The sequence below is a fragment of the Caballeronia novacaledonica genome, from assembly GCF_900258035.1.
Lineage (GTDB): Bacteria > Pseudomonadota > Gammaproteobacteria > Burkholderiales > Burkholderiaceae > Caballeronia > Caballeronia novacaledonica.
Genome location: NZ_OGTP01000020.1, coordinates 20,116 through 37,468, shown reverse-complemented (window position 1 = coordinate 37,468; position 17,353 = coordinate 20,116). Strand labels below are relative to the sequence as shown.

Genomic DNA, 17,353 nt, shown 5'->3' with positions numbered 1-17,353 from the left:
GTTTTTTGCGGCTATCGGAAAAAAATCAGCCGATCGCGAGGCGCGTCTTCGCGTCGTCGTACTCGTGCTTCAGCCGCTGGACCAATTCGGCGACGCTCGGCACGTCTTGCATCAGCCCGACGCCTTGCCCCGCGCCCCAGATTTCCTTCCACGCCTTCGCCTTGCTCGTGCCTTCGGCGAAGTTCATCGCGCCCTTGTTGGATTCGGGCAGCGCGTCCGGATCGAGCCCCGCGTTGACGATGCTCTCGCGGATGTAGTTGCCGTGCACGCCCGTGAAGAGATTCGTGTAGATGATGTCGGCGGCTTGCGCATCGACGATCGCGCGTTTGTATTCCTCCAGCGCGTGCGCTTCTTTCGTCGCGATGAAGCGCGTGCCCATGTAGGCGAGGTCCGCGCCCATCGCCTGCGCGGCGAGAATCGAGCCGCCGTTGGCGATCGCGCCCGACAGCACGATCGGACCGTCGAAGATACGCCGCACTTCGCCGACGAGCGCGAACGGCGAGGTCGTGCCCGCGTGTCCGCCCGCGCCCGCCGCGACGAGAATGAGGCCGTCGACGCCCGCTTCCAGCGCTTTCTGCGCGTGTCGCAGATTGATGACGTCGTGCAGCACGATGCCGCCGTACGAGTGCACCGCGTCGATCATTTCCTTGACCGGCGCGCGCAGGCTCGTGATGAAGATCGGCACCTTGTGCTCGACGCACACGCGCACGTCCTGCTCCAGCCGCGCATTCGACTGATGCACGATCTGATTGACGGCGATCGGTCCGATGACCGCATCGGGATTCGCCGCCTTGTGCGCGGCAAGCTCGCTTTGTATTTGCGTGAGCCATTCGTCGAGCAATTCGGCGGGGCGGGCGTTCAGCGCCGGAAACGAGCCGACGATCCCCGCCTTGCATTGCGCAAGCACGAGCTCGGGATAACTGACGATGAACATCGGCGAACCGACGACGGGCAATGAAAGGTGCTGCAAGACGGCGGGCAGGGCCATGGCGCGAATCTCCTGAATGTGTCCGGGCAGCATTGGAAGCATTTTATGAACTGGCGCTCGATTCGGCACGCACGATCATTTTCCGGAAAACCTGCGCGCCCGGCCAGCGAACGATCGTTCGATTATAGGCGGGCCATCGTTCGCGGGATATCCGCCATTTCCCGAGGAAGTATTCGGTTTCCACGTTTGCATGCCTTCCGGCGCGTGAGCAATCGCGGCCCCGCGCCTACAATGGTCCGCAACGCCACGAACAAGAAAACATCATGTCTTTCGGAGACTACGAACCGTTTCGCGTCGATGCGGGGGGCGTCGAGATCGTCGGAATGAAAGGCGGTGACGGGCCGCCGCTGCTGCTCATGCACGGCCACCCGCAAACGCACGAAATCTGGCACAAGTGCGCCGGCGATCTTGCCAGGCACTTCACCGTCTTCGCCACGGATTTGCGCGGCTACGGCGCGTCGGGGAAGCCGAAAAGCGACGCGCGTCACACGCCGTATTCGAAGCGCGCGATGGCCGCCGATCAGGTCGCGGTGATGCGTCACTTCGGCTTCGAGCGCTTTCTGGTCTGCGCGCACGATCGCGGCGCGCGTGTCGCGCATCGCATGGCGATGGATTTCCCCGACGCCGTCGATCGTCTGATGCTGCTCGATATCGCGCCGACGCTCGCGATGTACGAAGCGACCGACCGCGCATTCGCGACCGCGTACTTCCACTGGTTTCTGCTGATTCAGCCGTCGCCGCTGCCGGAGTTGCTGATCGGCGGCAATCCGAACGCCTATATCGATCGCGTGATGGGCAACCGGCATGCGGGACTCGCGCCGTTCGCGCCGCACGCATTGCAGGCGTATCGCGACGCGCTCGCATCGCCCGGTGCGATCTTCGCGATGTGCGAGGACTACCGCGCGTCGGCGAGCATCGATCTGGATCACGACCGCGCCGATCTCGAACGCGGACTGAAGGTCGCGTGTCCGCTGCGCGTGTTGTGGGGACAGGAAGGCGTGATCGAACAATGCTTCGATGCGCTCGACGAATGGCGGCGCGTCGCGCGTGACGTGAGTGGCCGCGCGCTGCCGTGCGGGCACTACATTCCCGAGGAGAAGCCCGACATGCTGCTCGCGGAAATGCTCGCCTTCTTCGAGGCCGATGCGCCCTGAAGCCCGCGCCGGCATTGGGTCTTACGCCGATTCAGGTGATCGTTAAAATTTTGTAGGGAAAGCACCGATGCACGTGAAATAGTGTCGCGCTACGATACGTTGGACGTTGATCACGTCCCTATGATTCTGCCGCTTGCCGTAGCTGACAAGCGGCTTTCTTTTGTGTGTGCGGTTCGATTCAGGCCGCCGACACCATCGCGCCGCTCACGTTCACCGAGCCGCCGCGCGCCAGTTCCCCGACAAGTGTCTCGATAAGCGCCCGGCGTTCGTTCGGCGGCGCGAGCGCATCGGCGGCGGCGCGCATCGAGCGGGCTTGCTCCGTCATCGCGAGAACTGCGTCGAAGGACATCGCGCGCACTTCCATCAGCTTGAAGACGATCAGCACCTTGAGCGCGTTCTTCGCGTTGCGCGCGGGATCGGCCTGCAAGTAATCGAGCCGCGAGAAAGCAACGTCGAGCGCGCGTGCAACGTCGGCGAACGGTGCGCCGTGGCCGGGAATCACGATATCGACGTCGAGCGTCGAAATCAGTCCGAGCACCGCGCGCTCTTCCGCAAAACCGCTGTCGCCTTCGAGTTCGGGAAAGATCACGCCGAAGCCGTTTTCCCACAACGCGTCGGCGCTGATGAGCACACGCGTCTCCGGGCAATGCAGCATGAGCGAATGCGGATCGTGGCCCGGCGCGCCGAGCACGTTCCAGTCGAAGCCGCCGAGTTCGAGCTTCGCGCCGTTTTCGATCGTGCCCGTGAAACCGAAGCGTTCGCAACGCTGGCCGGTTGCGCGGAAGGTCAGCGCTTCTTCGTCCCACGCGCGCACGGCGTGCGCTTCGCTTGACGGAATCAGCGTGTCGCACGCGTACTGGTGCTGAAGCAGCGCATTGCCGCCGCAATGATCCGAATGCAGATGCGTGTTGACGATCAGATCGAGCCTGCGCGCGCCGAGCTTCTGCTTGACGAGCGCGAGCGTCTGCGGCGCGTGCGATGCATAGCCCGTATCGACGATCGCCGTGCCTTCGCCGCTCGCGAACAGCACGTTGTTCGACGAGAGCCAGCCGCGCTCGAACACCGTCATCGATTCCGGAAGCGCCTTCACGTGCGCGTCTCCTTCGGCATCACGACGATGGTCGCCGTCGCCTTCATCACCGTCTCGCCGTGCTGGTTGCGCGCGCCGCCTTCGAGCTTCACGAGGTCGCCGTTCAGGCTCGTTTTCCACTTCGCTTCGGTGACGCGCCAGAACATCGTGATGACGTCGTTCGCCTTCACCGCGCGCGTGAGTTTGATGCCGAATTCGAGGCCGAGCGGCTGCGCGTCGCGCGAGAAATGCGTGGCGAGCATCGCCATCAGATGCGCGCTCGGCTGCGTGCCGGACGCGATCAGCGAACCGAAGCGGCTCGCGCGCGCATAGGCGTCGTCGTGGTGCAGCGGGTTGAGATCGTTGACGAGCGTCGCGAAGTGCTTGATCGAATCGGGCGGCAGCGCGAGCGTCGCTTCGATCGATTCGCCGATCGTCACGACGCGCGCGCCCTGGCGACGGCTCTCCACGCGCGCCAGCACCGCGCGCTTTTCGTCATCGCCAGAGGAGGCCCACGCCGCGATTTCGTCGATGGTGCGCAGGCAGCCGTCGCAGAAACCGGTCTCCGGATTCATGCGGCAGACGTCGACGCACGGCGACGCCACGCCGGTCATGACTCGGCCGTCTCGCGCAACGCGACATCGACGACCGGCGCGCCGGTCAGCTCGATCAGTTCCTGCGGCGACAGATTGAACACCGCATGCGGATGCCCGGCCGCGGCCCAGAGACTGTCGAGCGCGAGCAGGTCTTCGTCGATCAGCGTGACCGGTTCGACCGCGTGACCGATCGGGCACACGCCGCCGATCGCATAACCGGTCTTCTCGCGCACGAACTTCGCATCCGCGCGGGCCAGCGCGCCGACGCGCGCCGCGACCTTCGCCTCATCGACGCGATTCGCTCCGCTCGCGATCACGAGCACGGGCGCGTCGTCTTCCTTGCGGCGAAAGAGAATGGACTTCGCGATCTGCGCGACCGCGCAGCCGAGCCCGGCTGCAGCCTCGGCCGATGTCTTGCCCGTTTCGGGCAGCATCACGACGTCGTGCGGATGGCCGCGTTCTTTCAGCAACAGCGCGACGCGGCGCGCGGATTCGGGTAATGAATCGATCATCGTTGTCCTTGTCGTTCAGGCGCAGGCGGCGACACCGTCGCGCTTCTTCGTGAAGATCGCGCGGCCGGCGCGCGACGAAGTGGGCTTGGCCGTGGCGTGCGAAATGAAATCGCCGATATCGACGAGCTGATCGAGATCGACGCCCGTCTCGATGCCGAGCCCGTTCATCAGATAGACGACGTCTTCCGTCGCGACATTCCCCGTCGCGCCCTTGGCGTACGGACAGCCGCCGAGCCCCGCGACCGAAGCGTGAAAAATCTCGATGCCTTCGAGCAGCGCCGCATAAATGTTGCCGATGGCCTGTCCGTACGTATCGTGGAAGTGCCCGGAAAGGCGCTCGCGCGGAAACACCTTCTGCGCCGCTGCGAGCACTTCGCGGGTGCGTTTGGGCGTGCCGACGCCGATCGTATCGGCGATGTCGATTTCATCGCAGCCGAGCGCCTTCATGCGTTCGACGACATCCACGACCGACTCGATACTCACTTCGCCCTGATACGGGCAGCCGAGCGCGCACGAAATGCTGCCGCGCAGGCGCATGCCGGCGTCCTTCGCGGCCTTCGCGACCGGTTCGAAACGCGCGATGCTCTCCGCGATGCTGCAATTGATGTTCTTCTGCGAGAACGCCTCGCTCGCCGCGCCGAAGATCACGATTTCATCGGCCTTCGATTCGAGCGCGCCTTCGAAGCCGCGCATGTTCGGCGTCAGCACCGAGTAGATCGTGCCCGGACGGCGCTCGATGCCCGCCATGACGGCGGTGGCGTCGGCCATTTGCGGCACCCATTTGGGCGACACGAACGACGTCGACTCCACATTCGCGATGCCCGCCCGCGCGAGCCGGTTCACGAGCTCGATTTTGGTTTCGGTCGGCACGAACTGCTTTTCGTTCTGCAGGCCGTCGCGCGGCCCGACTTCGACGATCTTCACTCTGGCCGGAATCATGGCTGTCTCCTTTGTCTGCGATGCGTTGTTCAGTATCCGCGCTTGAAATCGACGATACCGCTTATCGGTTCGCCGCGCGCAAGCGCCCTGATCTTGCCCGCGATCTGCACGATGCTTTCGTCGCGCAGCGTTTCCGCCGAAATGTGCGGCGTGACCGATACACGCGGATGCGTCCAGAACGGATGATCGCGCGGCAGCGGTTCCGTGTGGAAGACATCGAGCGTGGCGGCGGCGATCTGGCCGCTGTCGAGCGCGCCGAGCAGATCGGCATCGACGAGATGCGGGCCGCGCGCGACGTTCACCAGATACGCGCCGCGCGCGAGCCCGCCGAACGTGCGCGCGTTCAGAATGCCTTCGGTGTCGGGCGTGTGCGGCAACAGATTGATGAGCACCTTCACGCCGTCGAGAAAGGCGTCGAACTGTTCGGGGCCCGCGAAAACCTGCACGCCTTCGATCGTCTTCGGCGAACGGCTGTAGCCGCGCACCGGCACGCCGAGCTTCAGCAGCCCCTTGGCGACTTCGGCGCCCAGCACGCCAAGCCCGAGCACGCCGGCCGTGAATGACTCGCGCGCGTGCTGCGGCCGCTTTTCCCAGCGGCCTTCGCGTTGCAGCGCGTCGTATTCGTCGAAACGGCGCAGATAACGCAGCACGCAGTAAGTCGCGTATTCGACCATCTGCTGCGCCATGCCGGTATCTTCGAGGCGCACGAGCTTCGCGTTCGGCGGCAACGTGCCGGGTTCCTTGCGTTCGACATCGAGAATCGCGTCGACGCCCGCGCCGAGATTGAACACGGCCCGCAGGTCGGGACGATTCGCGAAAAGCTCGCGCGGCGCGCGCCAGACGATCGCGTAATCGGCGGGCGCGGTGTCGCCCGGCTCCCACACGCGCAGGTCCGCGTCCGGCAACTCGCGTCGCAGGCCGCCGAGCCATGCGTCGATATCGGCGCCCTTTTCGTAGAAGATGATCTTCATGCGTGGCCGTGACCGCACGCGCGCTCCGCGCTTTCGACGCCGACATTCTGCGCAGCTTCCGCGCGCATGCCGAGACGCTCGATCAGCTTGCGGTCCGCTTCGGCTTGCGGATTGCTCGTCGTCAGAAGCTGGTCGCCGTAGAAGATCGAATTCGCGCCCGCCGCGAAGCACAGCGCCTGCAACGCTTCGTCCATCTGCTCGCGGCCGGCGGAGAGACGCACCATTGCTTTCGGCATCGTGATGCGCGCGACCGCGATCGTGCGCACGAACTCGAACGGATCGAGCGCATCGACGCCGGTGAGCGGCGTGCCCGCGACCTGCACGAGATTGTTGATCGGCACCGATTCCGGATACGGCTCCATGTTCGCGAGCTGCGAGATCAGCCCGGCGCGCTCGCGCCGCGATTCGCCCATGCCGACAATCCCGCCGCAGCACACGTTGATGCCCGCGTCGCGCACGTGTTCGAGCGTGTCGAGACGATCCTGATACGTGCGCGTCGAGATGATCTGGCCGTAGAACTCGGGCGACGTATCGAGATTGTGGTTGTAGTAATCGAGACCGGCGTCGCGCAGTCCTTTCGCCTGATGCGCTTCCAGCATGCCGAGCGTCACACAGGTTTCGAGGCCCATCGCCTTGACGCCGCGAATCATGTCCTTGATCGGCTCGAGATGACGATCCTTCGGATTGCGCCACGCCGCGCCCATGCAGAAGCGCGTCGCGCCGTTGGACTTCGCGACGACGGCGGCCTTCAGCACTTCCTCGACGTCCATCAGCTTTTCGGCCTTGAGGCCGGTGTCGTGATGCACCGACTGCGGACAATACGCGCAGTCTTCCTCGCAGCCGCCCGTCTTGATCGAGAGCAGCGTGGAAAGCTGCACCGCGTTCGGATCGAAATGTTCGCGATGCACGGTCTGCGCGCGAAAGAGCAGATCGTTGAACGGCAGGTCGTACAGCGCGACGACATCGGCGACGCGCCAGCGCTGCATCGGTTGCGGCGTGGTCGTGGAAGCGGTCTCTGCGGCGGTTTGATGTGTCATGAAGTCAATCCTTTCGATGAAGCTGGTGAGTCAGAAGGCCGATGTCGAGCGAATCGGCGGCGCGCCGTGCGTCGTTCGGCGCGAGATGCGGAATCACGCCGATAAGCGGCGCTTCGATACGTTGCCTGAGCGTGGCGATATTTTCGTCCGGATACAGCATGTTCGGGTCGACGCGATTCGCGACCCAGCCCGCGAGCGTCAATCCGCGCGACGCGATGGCTTCCACGGTCAGCAGCGCGTGGCTGATGCAGCCGAGCCGCATGCCGACGACGAGCACCACCGGCAGATTCAGCGCGACGGCGAGATCGGCGGTGTCGTGCGTGTCGGTCAGCGGCACGCGAAAGCCGCCGACGCCTTCCACCACGACGATATCCGCTTTCGTCGTCGCGAACCGATGCGCTTCGACAATGCGCCCGATGTCCAGAAAAATGCCTTCACGCGCGGCGGCGATATGCGGCGCGATCGGCTCGCGCATCATGAACGGCGTGCGGATGTCGTTCGGCAGCGCGACGTTCGCGGCGGCGTCGAGCTGGTCGGCGTCTTCGTTGTGCAGCACGCCGTCGCGCTCGACGGCGCCCGACGCGATCGGCTTCATCGCGGCGGCGCGCAGGCCCGCGCGCGCGAAGCCGTGCAGCAACGCGGCGGAGACGAAGGTTTTGCCGATTTCCGTGTCGGTACCGGCGACGAATAGCGATAAAGCGGTCATAGCGTGTTCAATGCGTGATCGAGGCGCGCGAGGTCGTCCTCGCTGTGCGCGGCGGACAGCGAAATGCGCAGGCGCGACGTGCCTTGCGGAACCGTCGGCGGACGAATCGCGGGCACCCAGAGGCCGTGCTTGTCGAGCGCGGCGGCGATTTCCAGCGTTTCGTCGTTGCCGCCGATCACGAGCGGCTGCACGGCCGTATGCGAATCGACGGGCATCCAGCGCGTGCGCTCGAGCATCGCGCGGGTCGTTTCGATGAGCGCGGCGAGATGCGCGCGGCGCGCGTCGCCTTCGTCGCCCGCGATGATTTTCACGCTCGCCGACACCGCATGCGCGACGGCCGGCGGCGACGCCGTCGTGAAGATATACGGACGCGCGCGCTGCACGAGCCATTCGACGACGGTTTCATCCGCCGCGACGAACGCGCCCGCAACGCCCGCCGCCTTGCCGAGCGTGCCGACATAGACGAGATGCGGCGAGCGCAGCGCGTAGTGCGCCAGCGCTCCGCGCCCTTGCGGCCCGAGCACGCCGAAGCCGTGTGCATCGTCGACGACGAGCCACGCGCCGTACTTCTCCGCGAGTTCGACGAGACGCGCGAGCGGCGCGATGTCGCCGTCCATGCTGAACACCGTGTCGGTGACGATGAGCTTCGTCGCGGCGCCATCGCGCGAGGCGTCGAGCATCGCGTCGAGTGCTTCCATGTCGGCGTGCGGATAAATCTGCGTTTCCGCGCGCGACAGGCGCACGCCGTCGATCAGCGACGCGTGGTTCAGCGCATCGGAAAACACGATCGTGCCGCGCCCGGCCAGCGCGGTCACCACCGCGAGGTTCGCCATGTAGCCGGTGCTGAAGTAGAGCGCGCGCGGGTTGTCGGCGAAACCGCCCGAGAACGCGGCGAGATCGTCTTCGAGTTGCGCGTGCGCGCGCGAATGGCCGCCGAGCAGATGCGAGCCGCCGCTGCCCGCGCCGTAACGCGACGCGCCTTCGGCGAGCGCCGCGCGGATCGCTTCGTGCGCGGCGAGGCCGAGATAATCGTTGCTCGCGAAGCCGACGAGCTCGCGGCCATCCACGTTCATGTGCGCGGAGCACGCGCCGTCGATCGTCTTGCGGCGGCGGCGCAGGCCGCGCGCGTCGATATCGGCGAGACCTTGCTTCAGCGTTTCGTAAAGCGCCTGCGATGTGTGGCTCATGCGGCGTCTCCACGAAGCGTGACGTCGAGCGTTTCGCGCGTGCGTTGCGCGAGGAGCAGGAGTTCGTCGTCGGAGAGGATGTACGGCGGCATCATGTAGACCGTCGTGCCGATCGGGCGCATGAGCAGTTCGCGCTTCAGCGCGTTGGCGAAGAAACGGCGCGAGAACGTCTTGTCGTCGATATCGACGTCGAACGCGAAGATCGTGCCGCGATTGCGCAGGTTCTTCACGCGTTCGTGCTTGCCGAATTGCGCGCGCAACGCCTCGCCCAGCAGCGCCGATTTGCGGCGGTTCTCCGCGAGCACGTTCGCGCGCTCGAACAGATCGAGCGTCGCCAGCGCGGCGCGGCACGCGAGCGGATTGCCCGTGTACGAGTGCGAATGCAAAAAGGCGCGCGTCACGTCTTCGTCGTAGAAGGCGGCGTAGATTTCGTCGCGCGTGAGGACGATCGAAAGCGGCAAGTAGCCGCCGCTGATGCCCTTCGACAAGCAGATGAAATCCGGCCAGACGCCCGCCTGCTCGCACGCGAAGAACGAACCGGTGCGCCCGCAGCCGACGGCGATTTCATCGGCGATCAGATGCACGCCGAATTCGTCGCACAGCGCGCGCAATTGCGTGAGATACGAGGCGTCGTACATCGCCATGCCCGCCGCGCACTGCACGAGCGGCTCGACGATGACCGCCGCGAGTGCCGGCGCACGCTGCTCGAAAAGCGCGCGCATCGCGGCGACGGCTTCATCGACGCCCACCGCCGCCGGCGACGCGACCACATGCGCATGACGAATCAGCGGATCGTACGCGTCCTTGAAAATGGCGACGTCGGTGACGCCGAGCGCGCCGATCGTTTCGCCGTGATAGCTGTTCGCGAGGCACGCGAACTCGCGCTTCTCGCCCTGGCCGCGATTGCGCCAGAAGTGAAAACTCATCTTCAGCGCGATTTCGACCGCCGACGCGCCATCGGACGCGAAGAACGCATGGCCGAGCGTGCGGCCGGTGAGCGCGGAAAGACGCTCGGCCAGTTCGACGGCGGGCGCGTGCGTGCAGCCCGCGAGCATCGCGTGCTCGAGCGTGTCGAGCTGATCCTTCAGCGCCTGGTTGATGTCGTCGTTCGCGTGGCCGAAGAGATTCACCCACCACGAACTGATCGCGTCGAGATAGCGGTTGCCTTGCGGATCGTAGAGCCACGCGCCCTTGCCGCGCGCGATCGGCACGAGCGGCACGCGCTCGTGATGTTTCATCTGGGTGCACGGATGCCACACGGCCGCAAGCGAGCGGGCAACCCAGTCCTGATTGGCTTCTGTGTTCAAAAACGGCTCCCAGGCCCGCACGCGCGATGCAGGCCGGATACGTCGGGCAAGCGCCTGAACGCTTGCGTTGCTGGGGAAACTGCGCGAGTCAATTATCGCTAAAAGAAGCCCGACCTTCCGTATTCGGAAGGCTTTTTGGCCATGCGCGCGCGCCCAACGGAAATGCGAAAACGCGCTATGGCGCGCAACTTCGCGCAACTGGATGCGTTGTTATGCGATCGACGCAAAAACGCCGGCGCAAAGGCCGGCGTTCGAACGAAGCGGGAAAGGGCGCGTTCAGCGCGATGCGGTCTGCGTCTCGGCAGCCTGATCGTTCCAGACGACGCGATTGTTCACCGCGTACAGCCGGCAAGGATCGGCGCTCTGCTTCTGGCAACTCGCGATGGCGACGGCCATGGGATCGTCGCCGCCCTCGGCCCACGACCACGCGCCGGAATCCGACACCGCGAACGCGCGGCTCGAATACTGCGAGAGGAAGTTGCGATAGCCGGCGCGGCCGTTTTCATCGACGTACGGCACGGCCTGCACGGAATCGAGGTCCGCGAAGTGGGTCGCCCTCGGCATGTTCGGCTCGGAAACCTGATACTGCACGGCGGTCGGCATGCCGATCTGCGCAAGGAAGGCCTTCACGCGCGGCCACCAGATCTGCACGCCGTCGCGATCGCCGACGAGACGATGCGCGTCGTTCTTGTAGGTGCCGAAATCGACCATGTTCGCGCGCGCGCCGTGCGACGTGAAGGCGGTGAACATCTGCGCGGAAAGGTCGCCTTGCCAGACGGAGTCGTTGTCGCCGTAAAGCCACAGCGACGGCAGGCGCACGTTCTGGCCGTAATCGCCGAACGCGCTGACGAGATTCTTCTGCCAGCCCGCGCATTCGTCTTGACGCAGGCCGCCCGAGAAGTTGATGAGGCCGCGCACGCCGGGCGCGCCGACGGCATCGCGCGCGCCGTAAGCGATGGTCGTCAGCCCGCCGTGCGACGTGCCCGCGACGACGATATGCGTCTTGTCGATGTACGGCTGCTCGCTCATGTACGCGACGGTCGCGGCGACGTCCTGCGCCTGCGCGAAACCGTTCGCCTCGACGTCGCAGCCGTGGCCGGCGTATTCGCCGCCCGAGCCCGCGAAGCCGCGGCGGTTCGGCACGACCACGACATAGCCGTGGCGCACGAACTCACGCGCGAGCGCGACCGGACGATTGCGCGGCTGTGCGTGCGAGTCGCCGGGCAGCTTGCCGTGATTGAAGACGATCATCGGGAACGGGCCGGCGCCGTCCGGCTTGAACACGGTGGTTTCGAGCGCGATGTCGGCTTCGGGAATGTCGATGACGGCTTCGTTCAGACCGTTCGCGACGGCGGGCAAGCCGGCGTCGAGCGAATCGGGGATGCGGGAAAGCGGCTGGCCGAATGCGGGCGCCTGGAGTCCTTCGGTCTGACGCACGCCGCCGATCGGTTCGGCGCGCACGGCTGACGTGACGAGTGACGTCGCGAGCGCGCCTATCATGCTGCATCCGACCAACCAGGTTCTGATCGCCATCCGTGAACTCCGACTGCGCTTCCAATAAAACGTTGATACGGCGCGCCCAACGCTTTCTGAAGTCACAAACCTATCGCGCTGCTCGTGAAGAGCAGTATCGGCTGCGGGTTCCGGGAGTCATGCCCGGAAAAGGCATGACAATTGGCTTCAAAACGGGGCTTCGCTGCGAGCGTCCGGGCACGGAGATGACTGCGCCCTGACGTGAACAGAGATTAACCGTTCAAAATTGCACTGCACAATAAGTGCTACCCCGTAACTGTTTAATCTGAAAGGAAATTCTCAGGAAATTAATACCGCGTGAAGCGGTATTTTTCTTAAAGACCTATTTACTTTTCTTTGATCTGACCGTCGATGTAAATCCAGTTCCCGTCGCGATTGCGCGTGAAGCGGCTCGCCTCGTGCAGCCGGTGCGCGCGCCCGCCGACCTTGTAGCGCGCGACGAACTCCACTTCCTCGTGACCGGCGTCGATTTGCGTGTGCCGGCGGATCTGCAGGCCGAGCCAGCGCGTGCCGGCGCCGGATGCGTCGAGATCGGGCGGGCAGGTCGATTCCGCCCACGTCGCGCGAAGATATGCGGTGTCGCCGAGCGCGTAGGCGGTGTAGCGCGAACGCATCAGTTCCATGGCGTTGGCGGGTTTTTCGCCGCCGTCGATGAAACGCCCGCAACACGCCTCGTAACGCGGCGCGCGTGCGTTCGGGCGCTGATCCGGCGCCGCGCCGCCGCAGGGACATTCCACCGGCTTCATTGATCGACGCCCGGCATCGCGACATGCCGCGGCTGGCTGCGCACGCGTTCGAGCCACGCGCGGATCGCCGGATAGCGCGACAGATCGACGTTTGCTTCATCGGCGACGTGCGTGTAGGCATAAAGCGCGATATCGGCGATGCCGTAACGCTCGCCGACGAAAAACGTGCGCGCGGCGAGATGCTGCTCCATCACGTCGAGCGCGCGATACGAACCGGCGATTTTCTCGGGCAGCCGGGCATCGCCGGGATTCTTCTGAAACTGCAGGATGAAGCGCGCCACCGCGACGAACGGCTCGTGGCTGTATTGCTCGAAGAACATCCATTGCAGCGTCTGCGCGCGTTCGAGGCGGTCGCCCGGCATGAGCGGCGTGCCATCGGCGAGATAGCAGAGGATCGCGCCGGATTCGGAAAGCGTCGTTTCCTCGTCGATCACGAGCACCGGCACCTTGCCGTTCGGATTGAGCCGTTTGAATGCGTCGGTGCGCGTTGCGCCGTGCATCATGTCGACTTCGTGCCACACGTAAGGCAGGCCGAGTTGTTCGAGGATGAGGCGAACCTTGTAGCAGTTGCCCGATGCGGAAACGCCGTGTACCTGATACGTCACATTTGGCTCCAGTTTCACCATTCGATTTTCGTGCCGTCGTATTGCACGAAGGTTCCGTTGAACGCGTCGCGCATCGCGCCCGCTTCGGCGATCACCGCGCGCATGCCCGACACGCTGTGCGCCACGTCGATCGCCGCCGACGGTCCGCCCATCTCCGTGCGCACCCAGCCCGGATGCAGCGCGATGCACGCCGAATGACGCGATTCGATCGACGCCACCTTCAGCGCCGAGTTGAGCGCCGCCTTGCTCGCGCGATACAGCCAGCCGGTCGTGCCGCTCGTCTCGGCGATGCTGCCCATCTTGCTCGACACGACCGCTAGCACGCCGTTCGCGGCATCGGTGAGCGGCAGCAGCACGGGAATCAGTTGCATCGGGCCGCGAACGTTGGTGTGCATCACCTGATCGAAATCCGCCGCGCCGATGGTGTCGACGCTTTCGGTGCGTGGACCGTACACGCCCGACACGACGATCGCCACGTCGAGCTTTTCCTCGTCGAGTTGCCACGCGAGCGCGGCGACCTGCTCGGGCTGCGTGACGTCGAGCGGGAAGGTTTGCGCGCCCATCGCGTCGAGCGCGGAGAGCGAGGATTTGTCGCGCGCGGTGGCGAGCACGCGCCAGCCATCGCGACAATATGCGCGCGCGAATTCGTGCCCGAGGCCGCGCGACGCGCCGACGATCAATACCGTTTTCATGACCGACAGATTCCTTGTGTGGACGACCTTGCGACTATAGCGCGCGACCCGCTGTCGCGGATCGTTCGCAGACCTTTCGGCTATCGTTGTGCGCTTTCAGACAAGTAAGACCGGAAAAAATGGTGCATGCGGATATCGTGATCGTCGGCGCGGGGCCGGCGGGTTTGTGTCTGGCGAATGCGATGAGCGGCGCGTGTCTGTCGATCGTGCTGGTCGAACAGCAGAGCCACGACGCGCTGCGCGAGCCCGCGTTCGACGGACGCGAGATCGCGCTGACGCAGAAGTCCGTCGCGTTTCTGAAGACGCTCGGCGTGTGGGAGCGCATCGACGCGCACGCGAAATCGCCGCTCGCGGACGCGCGCATTCTCAACGGCTCGTCGCCGTTCGCGCTGAAGATCGGCCATGCGCTCTCGGGCCATGCGGAACTCGGCTGGCTCGTGTCGAATCATCTGATCCGGCGCGCGGCGTTCGACGCGTTCGAGCATCGCCGCGCGGCGGGCGCGGACATGCGCGTCGTCGCGTCGGAGCGCGTGATCGATATCGATACCGATGCCCGCGGCGCGCGCGTGCGGCTCGAAAGCGGCGAGACGATCGCGGCGCAACTGGTCGTCGCGGCGGACAGCCGTTTCTCCGCGACGCGCCGCATGGCGGGCATCGCCGCCGACATGCACGATTTCGGCAAGTCGATGCTCGTGTGCTGCATGACGCACGATGCGCCGCACGCCCACGCGGCGTGGGAATGGTTCGGCCATGGGCAGACGCTCGCCCTGCTGCCGATGAATCCGGATCCGGAGACGGGCGCGCACCGGTCGTCGGTCGTGGTGACGCTCGACGCGCGCGACACCGAACGGTTGAACGCGCTCGATGCCGATGCGTTCAATCGCGAAATCGAGCGCCGTTTCGAGCGAAGGCTCGGCACGATGACGTTGCGCACGACGCGGCATGTTTATCCGCTGGTGTCGGTGTATCCGAAGCGATTCGTGGCGAAGCGTTTCGCGACCGTCGGCGATGCGGCGGTCGGCATGCATCCGGTCACGGCGCATGGCTTCAATTTCGGGCTGGCCGGCATCGAGATGCTGTCGCGCGGACTGTGCGATGCGCGCGCGGCGGGACGCGATATCGCCGGCGATGCGCTGCTCGCGCGATACGAGCAGAAGCATCGGCAGGAGACGCGGCCGCTTTATCTGATCACGCGGCTCATCACCGAAATCTACACGCGCGACTCGTTCCCCGCGCGGATCGCGCGTGACGCGATGTTGCGCATCGGCGAACGATTCCCGCCGTTCAAGCGCGCGGTGGCGATGTCGCTGGCGGGGGCGCCGCGGTAATCGCCCCGCGCAAAGACGACGTTCAGATCAGCTCGACGCCCATCGCCGTCGCTTCTCCGCCGCCGATACACAAAGTCGCCACTCCGCGCTTCAATCCGCGCGTCTTCAGCGCGCCGAGCAGCGTCACGAGAATTCGCGCGCCCGACGCGCCGATCGGATGTCCGAGCGCACACGCGCCGCCGTTCACGTTGACCTTGTCGTGAGGCAGATCGTGCTCGCGCATCGCGGCCATCGCCACGACGGCGAACGCTTCGTTGATTTCGTACAGATCGACGTCGTTCGCGCGCCAGCCGTTCTTCTCGAACAACTTCTTGATCGCACCGACGGGCGCGGTCGTGAACAACGCCGGTTCCTGCGCAAACGTGCTGTGCCCGACGACGCGCGCAATCGGCTTCACGCCGAGCCGCCTGGCGGTCGATTCGCGCATCATCACGAGCGCCGCCGCGCCATCCGAAATCGATGACGAATTGGCCGCCGTCACCGTGCCGTCCTTCGCGAACGCGGGCTTGAGCGACGGAATCTTCTCGATGTTGGCCTTGAACGGCTGCTCGTCGCGGTCGATCACGGTGTCGCCTTTCCTGCCCTGCACGGTGACCGCCGCGATCTCCCACTTGAACGAACCGTCTTCGTTCGCCCGTTGCGCGCGCCGCAGCGATTCGACCGCGAACGCATCCTGCGACTCGCGCGAGAACGCATACGACGACGCGCATTGCTCCGCGAACGCGCCCATCAGGCGGCCCTTCTCGTAGGCGTCTTCGAGGCCGTCGAGGAACATGTGATCCAGCACCTGACCGTGGCCCATGCGCATGCCGCCGCGCGCCTTGGGCAGAAGGTACGGCGCGTTCGTCATGCTTTCCATGCCGCCCGCGACGATCACATCGACCGATCCGGCCAGCAGCATGTCATGCGCGAACATCGCGGCGCGCATGCCGGAGCCGCACATCTTGTTGATCGTCGTGCAGCCGGTCGAGAGCGGCAGCCCCGCGCCGAGCGCGGCCTGACGCGCGGGCGCCTGGCCTTGTCCGGCGGGCAGCACGCAACCCATGATCGTTTCGTCGATCTGTTCGGGTTTCACGCCCGCGCGCTCGACTGCGGCCTTGACCGCCGCGGCGCCGAGCTGCGGCGCGGTCAGCGAGGCGAAATCGCCTTGAAACGCGGCCATCGGCGTGCGCGCCGCCGAGACGATGACGACGGAATCCGTTTGTGTCTCACTCATGTTTCAGCTCCTTGATGACGCCTTGAATAACGGCGGGAATATCGCCCAGACGCGCCGCATCGGACGCGAGTACATCGTTCTCCGCGGAATGCGCGCCGCTGCGTGTCATCGCGGCAACGCATGACCGGTACACCGGATCGATCTCGTCCGGCGCGCTGATCATCATGCCCATGTTGCGCAGGCGGCCGTCGTGCACGCCGTAGGTCCAGCCGTGCACGGTGAGTTCCTGCCCGCGCGCCCATGCATCGTTGACGACGGTCGTGCGGCACACGTTGATGGTTTGCTCGATCGTATTCAGTTCCACGAGACGGCGGTGACGCGCGTCGCCCATCGGCCATTCGTCGAGCAGCGCGGCGTGCTTCTCGCGCACGTCTTCGACATGGCGCAGCCAGTTGTCCGCGAGGCCGACGCGCCGCCCGACGAGCGCCGCGCCCACGCCCGAGCAGCCGTAATGGCCGACGACCATGATGTGCTTCACCTTCAGCAGATCGACGGCGAACTGGATCACCGAAAGACAGTTGAGGTCCGAGTGCACGACCACGTTCGCGATGTTTCTGTGCACGAACACTTCGCCCGGCGGCAGGCCGATGATTTCGTTGGCGGGCACGCGCGAGTCCGCGCAACCGATCCACAAATATTCCGGCGTTTGCTGATGCGCGAGGCGCTGGAAGAACTCGGCGTCCTCGTCGAGCTTGTGCGCAACCCAGTTCTGGTTGTTCGCGAACAGATGGGCGAGGGGATTGTTGTCGTTGCTTGAGTTCATGTCG

General features: G+C 65.2%; 18 protein-coding genes. 2 read left to right on the top strand and 16 right to left on the bottom strand.

Annotation, left to right across the window (positions count from 1 at the left end; all coding sequences use genetic code 11):
- Positions 1 to 25: 25 nt before the first annotated feature.
- Positions 26 to 988, bottom strand: a complete 963-nt coding sequence (locus tag NOV72_RS23910; RefSeq protein WP_106857100.1) for an NAD(P)H-dependent flavin oxidoreductase — start codon at positions 986 to 988, stop codon at positions 26 to 28.
- 263 nt (positions 989 to 1,251) lie between these two features.
- On the opposite strand from NOV72_RS23910, the gene NOV72_RS23905 reads away from it, so the two are divergent.
- Entirely contained in the window at positions 1,252 to 2,142 is an 891-nt protein-coding gene (locus NOV72_RS23905; protein WP_106857034.1) for an alpha/beta fold hydrolase, read from the top strand.
- Between the two features lie 178 nt (positions 2,143 to 2,320).
- Here NOV72_RS23905 and NOV72_RS23900 read toward each other — a convergent pair whose 3' ends face one another.
- The 13 genes from NOV72_RS23900 to NOV72_RS23840 all read right to left on the bottom strand — a co-directional run bounded on the left by NOV72_RS23900 (position 2,321) and on the right by NOV72_RS23840 (position 14,042).
- On the bottom strand, positions 2,321 to 3,232 hold the full coding sequence (locus tag NOV72_RS23900; protein WP_106857033.1) for an MBL fold metallo-hydrolase: 912 nt from the start codon (positions 3,230 to 3,232) through the stop codon (positions 2,321 to 2,323).
- The gene (locus NOV72_RS23895; protein WP_245933136.1) at positions 3,229 to 3,786 is read right to left on the bottom strand and encodes a DUF1289 domain-containing protein; all 558 of its coding nucleotides are present in this window, start codon (positions 3,784 to 3,786) and stop codon (positions 3,229 to 3,231) included. The genes NOV72_RS23900 and NOV72_RS23895 overlap by 4 nt, the downstream gene beginning before the upstream one ends.
- Positions 3,787 to 3,821: 35 nt before the next feature.
- Positions 3,822 to 4,319 (bottom strand): YbaK/EbsC family protein, encoded by a 498-nt coding sequence (locus NOV72_RS23890; protein ID WP_106857031.1) that lies wholly within the window; start codon positions 4,317 to 4,319, stop codon positions 3,822 to 3,824.
- A gap of 15 nt (positions 4,320 to 4,334) precedes the next feature.
- Entirely contained in the window at positions 4,335 to 5,258 is a 924-nt protein-coding gene (locus NOV72_RS23885; RefSeq protein ID WP_106857030.1) for a hydroxymethylglutaryl-CoA lyase, read from the bottom strand.
- A 29-nt stretch (positions 5,259 to 5,287) separates the two neighbouring features.
- Positions 5,288 to 6,229 carry a 2-hydroxyacid dehydrogenase gene (locus NOV72_RS23880; RefSeq protein ID WP_106857029.1) on the bottom strand — a complete coding sequence of 314 codons (942 nt, stop codon included), beginning with the start codon at positions 6,227 to 6,229 and terminating at the stop codon, positions 5,288 to 5,290.
- Positions 6,226 to 7,266 carry a biotin synthase BioB gene (gene bioB, locus NOV72_RS23875; RefSeq protein WP_106857028.1) on the bottom strand — a complete coding sequence of 347 codons (1,041 nt, stop codon included), beginning with the start codon at positions 7,264 to 7,266 and terminating at the stop codon, positions 6,226 to 6,228. Before bioB ends, NOV72_RS23880 begins: the two co-directional genes overlap by 4 nt.
- Before the next feature lie 4 nt (positions 7,267 to 7,270).
- Positions 7,271 to 7,972 (bottom strand): dethiobiotin synthase, encoded by a 702-nt coding sequence (bioD, locus tag NOV72_RS23870; protein ID WP_106857027.1) that lies wholly within the window; start codon positions 7,970 to 7,972, stop codon positions 7,271 to 7,273.
- The gene (gene bioF / locus NOV72_RS23865) at positions 7,969 to 9,159 is read right to left on the bottom strand and encodes an 8-amino-7-oxononanoate synthase (RefSeq protein ID WP_106857026.1); all 1,191 of its coding nucleotides are present in this window, start codon (positions 9,157 to 9,159) and stop codon (positions 7,969 to 7,971) included. The genes bioD and bioF overlap by 4 nt, the downstream gene beginning before the upstream one ends.
- A complete protein-coding gene (locus NOV72_RS23860; protein WP_106857025.1) occupies positions 9,156 to 10,466 on the bottom strand; it encodes an adenosylmethionine--8-amino-7-oxononanoate transaminase in 1,311 nt (436 codons plus the stop codon). Before NOV72_RS23860 ends, bioF begins: the two co-directional genes overlap by 4 nt.
- Before the next feature lie 276 nt (positions 10,467 to 10,742).
- A complete protein-coding gene (locus NOV72_RS23855; RefSeq protein WP_106857024.1) occupies positions 10,743 to 11,999 on the bottom strand; it encodes a dienelactone hydrolase family protein in 1,257 nt (418 codons plus the stop codon).
- Positions 12,000 to 12,325: 326 nt separating this feature from the next.
- Entirely contained in the window at positions 12,326 to 12,745 is a 420-nt protein-coding gene (locus NOV72_RS23850) for a YchJ family protein (protein ID WP_106857023.1), read from the bottom strand.
- On the bottom strand, positions 12,742 to 13,350 hold the full coding sequence (locus NOV72_RS23845; RefSeq protein ID WP_106857099.1) for a glutathione S-transferase family protein: 609 nt from the start codon (positions 13,348 to 13,350) through the stop codon (positions 12,742 to 12,744). Before NOV72_RS23845 ends, NOV72_RS23850 begins: the two co-directional genes overlap by 4 nt.
- A 14-nt stretch (positions 13,351 to 13,364) precedes the next feature.
- Complete coding sequence (locus NOV72_RS23840) at positions 13,365 to 14,042, bottom strand: SDR family oxidoreductase (protein WP_106857022.1); 678 nt, start codon at positions 14,040 to 14,042, stop codon at positions 13,365 to 13,367.
- Between the two features lie 119 nt (positions 14,043 to 14,161).
- Here NOV72_RS23840 and ubiM point away from each other — a divergent pair, with 119 nt between their 5' ends.
- The gene (gene ubiM, locus NOV72_RS23835; RefSeq protein WP_106857021.1) at positions 14,162 to 15,370 is read left to right on the top strand and encodes a 5-demethoxyubiquinol-8 5-hydroxylase UbiM; all 1,209 of its coding nucleotides are present in this window, start codon (positions 14,162 to 14,164) and stop codon (positions 15,368 to 15,370) included.
- 22 nt (positions 15,371 to 15,392) lie between these two features.
- Here ubiM and NOV72_RS23830 read toward each other — a convergent pair whose 3' ends face one another.
- Together NOV72_RS23830 and can are read right to left on the bottom strand one after the other, a co-directional pair.
- Positions 15,393 to 16,586 (bottom strand): acetyl-CoA C-acetyltransferase, encoded by a 1,194-nt coding sequence (locus tag NOV72_RS23830; protein WP_106857020.1) that lies wholly within the window; start codon positions 16,584 to 16,586, stop codon positions 15,393 to 15,395.
- Positions 16,579 to 17,349: a carbonate dehydratase gene (gene can / locus NOV72_RS23825; protein WP_181291151.1), complete on the bottom strand. Its 771-nt coding sequence runs from the start codon at positions 17,347 to 17,349 to the stop codon at positions 16,579 to 16,581. Before can ends, NOV72_RS23830 begins: the two co-directional genes overlap by 8 nt.
- Between the last annotated feature and the right edge of the window lie 4 nt (positions 17,350 to 17,353).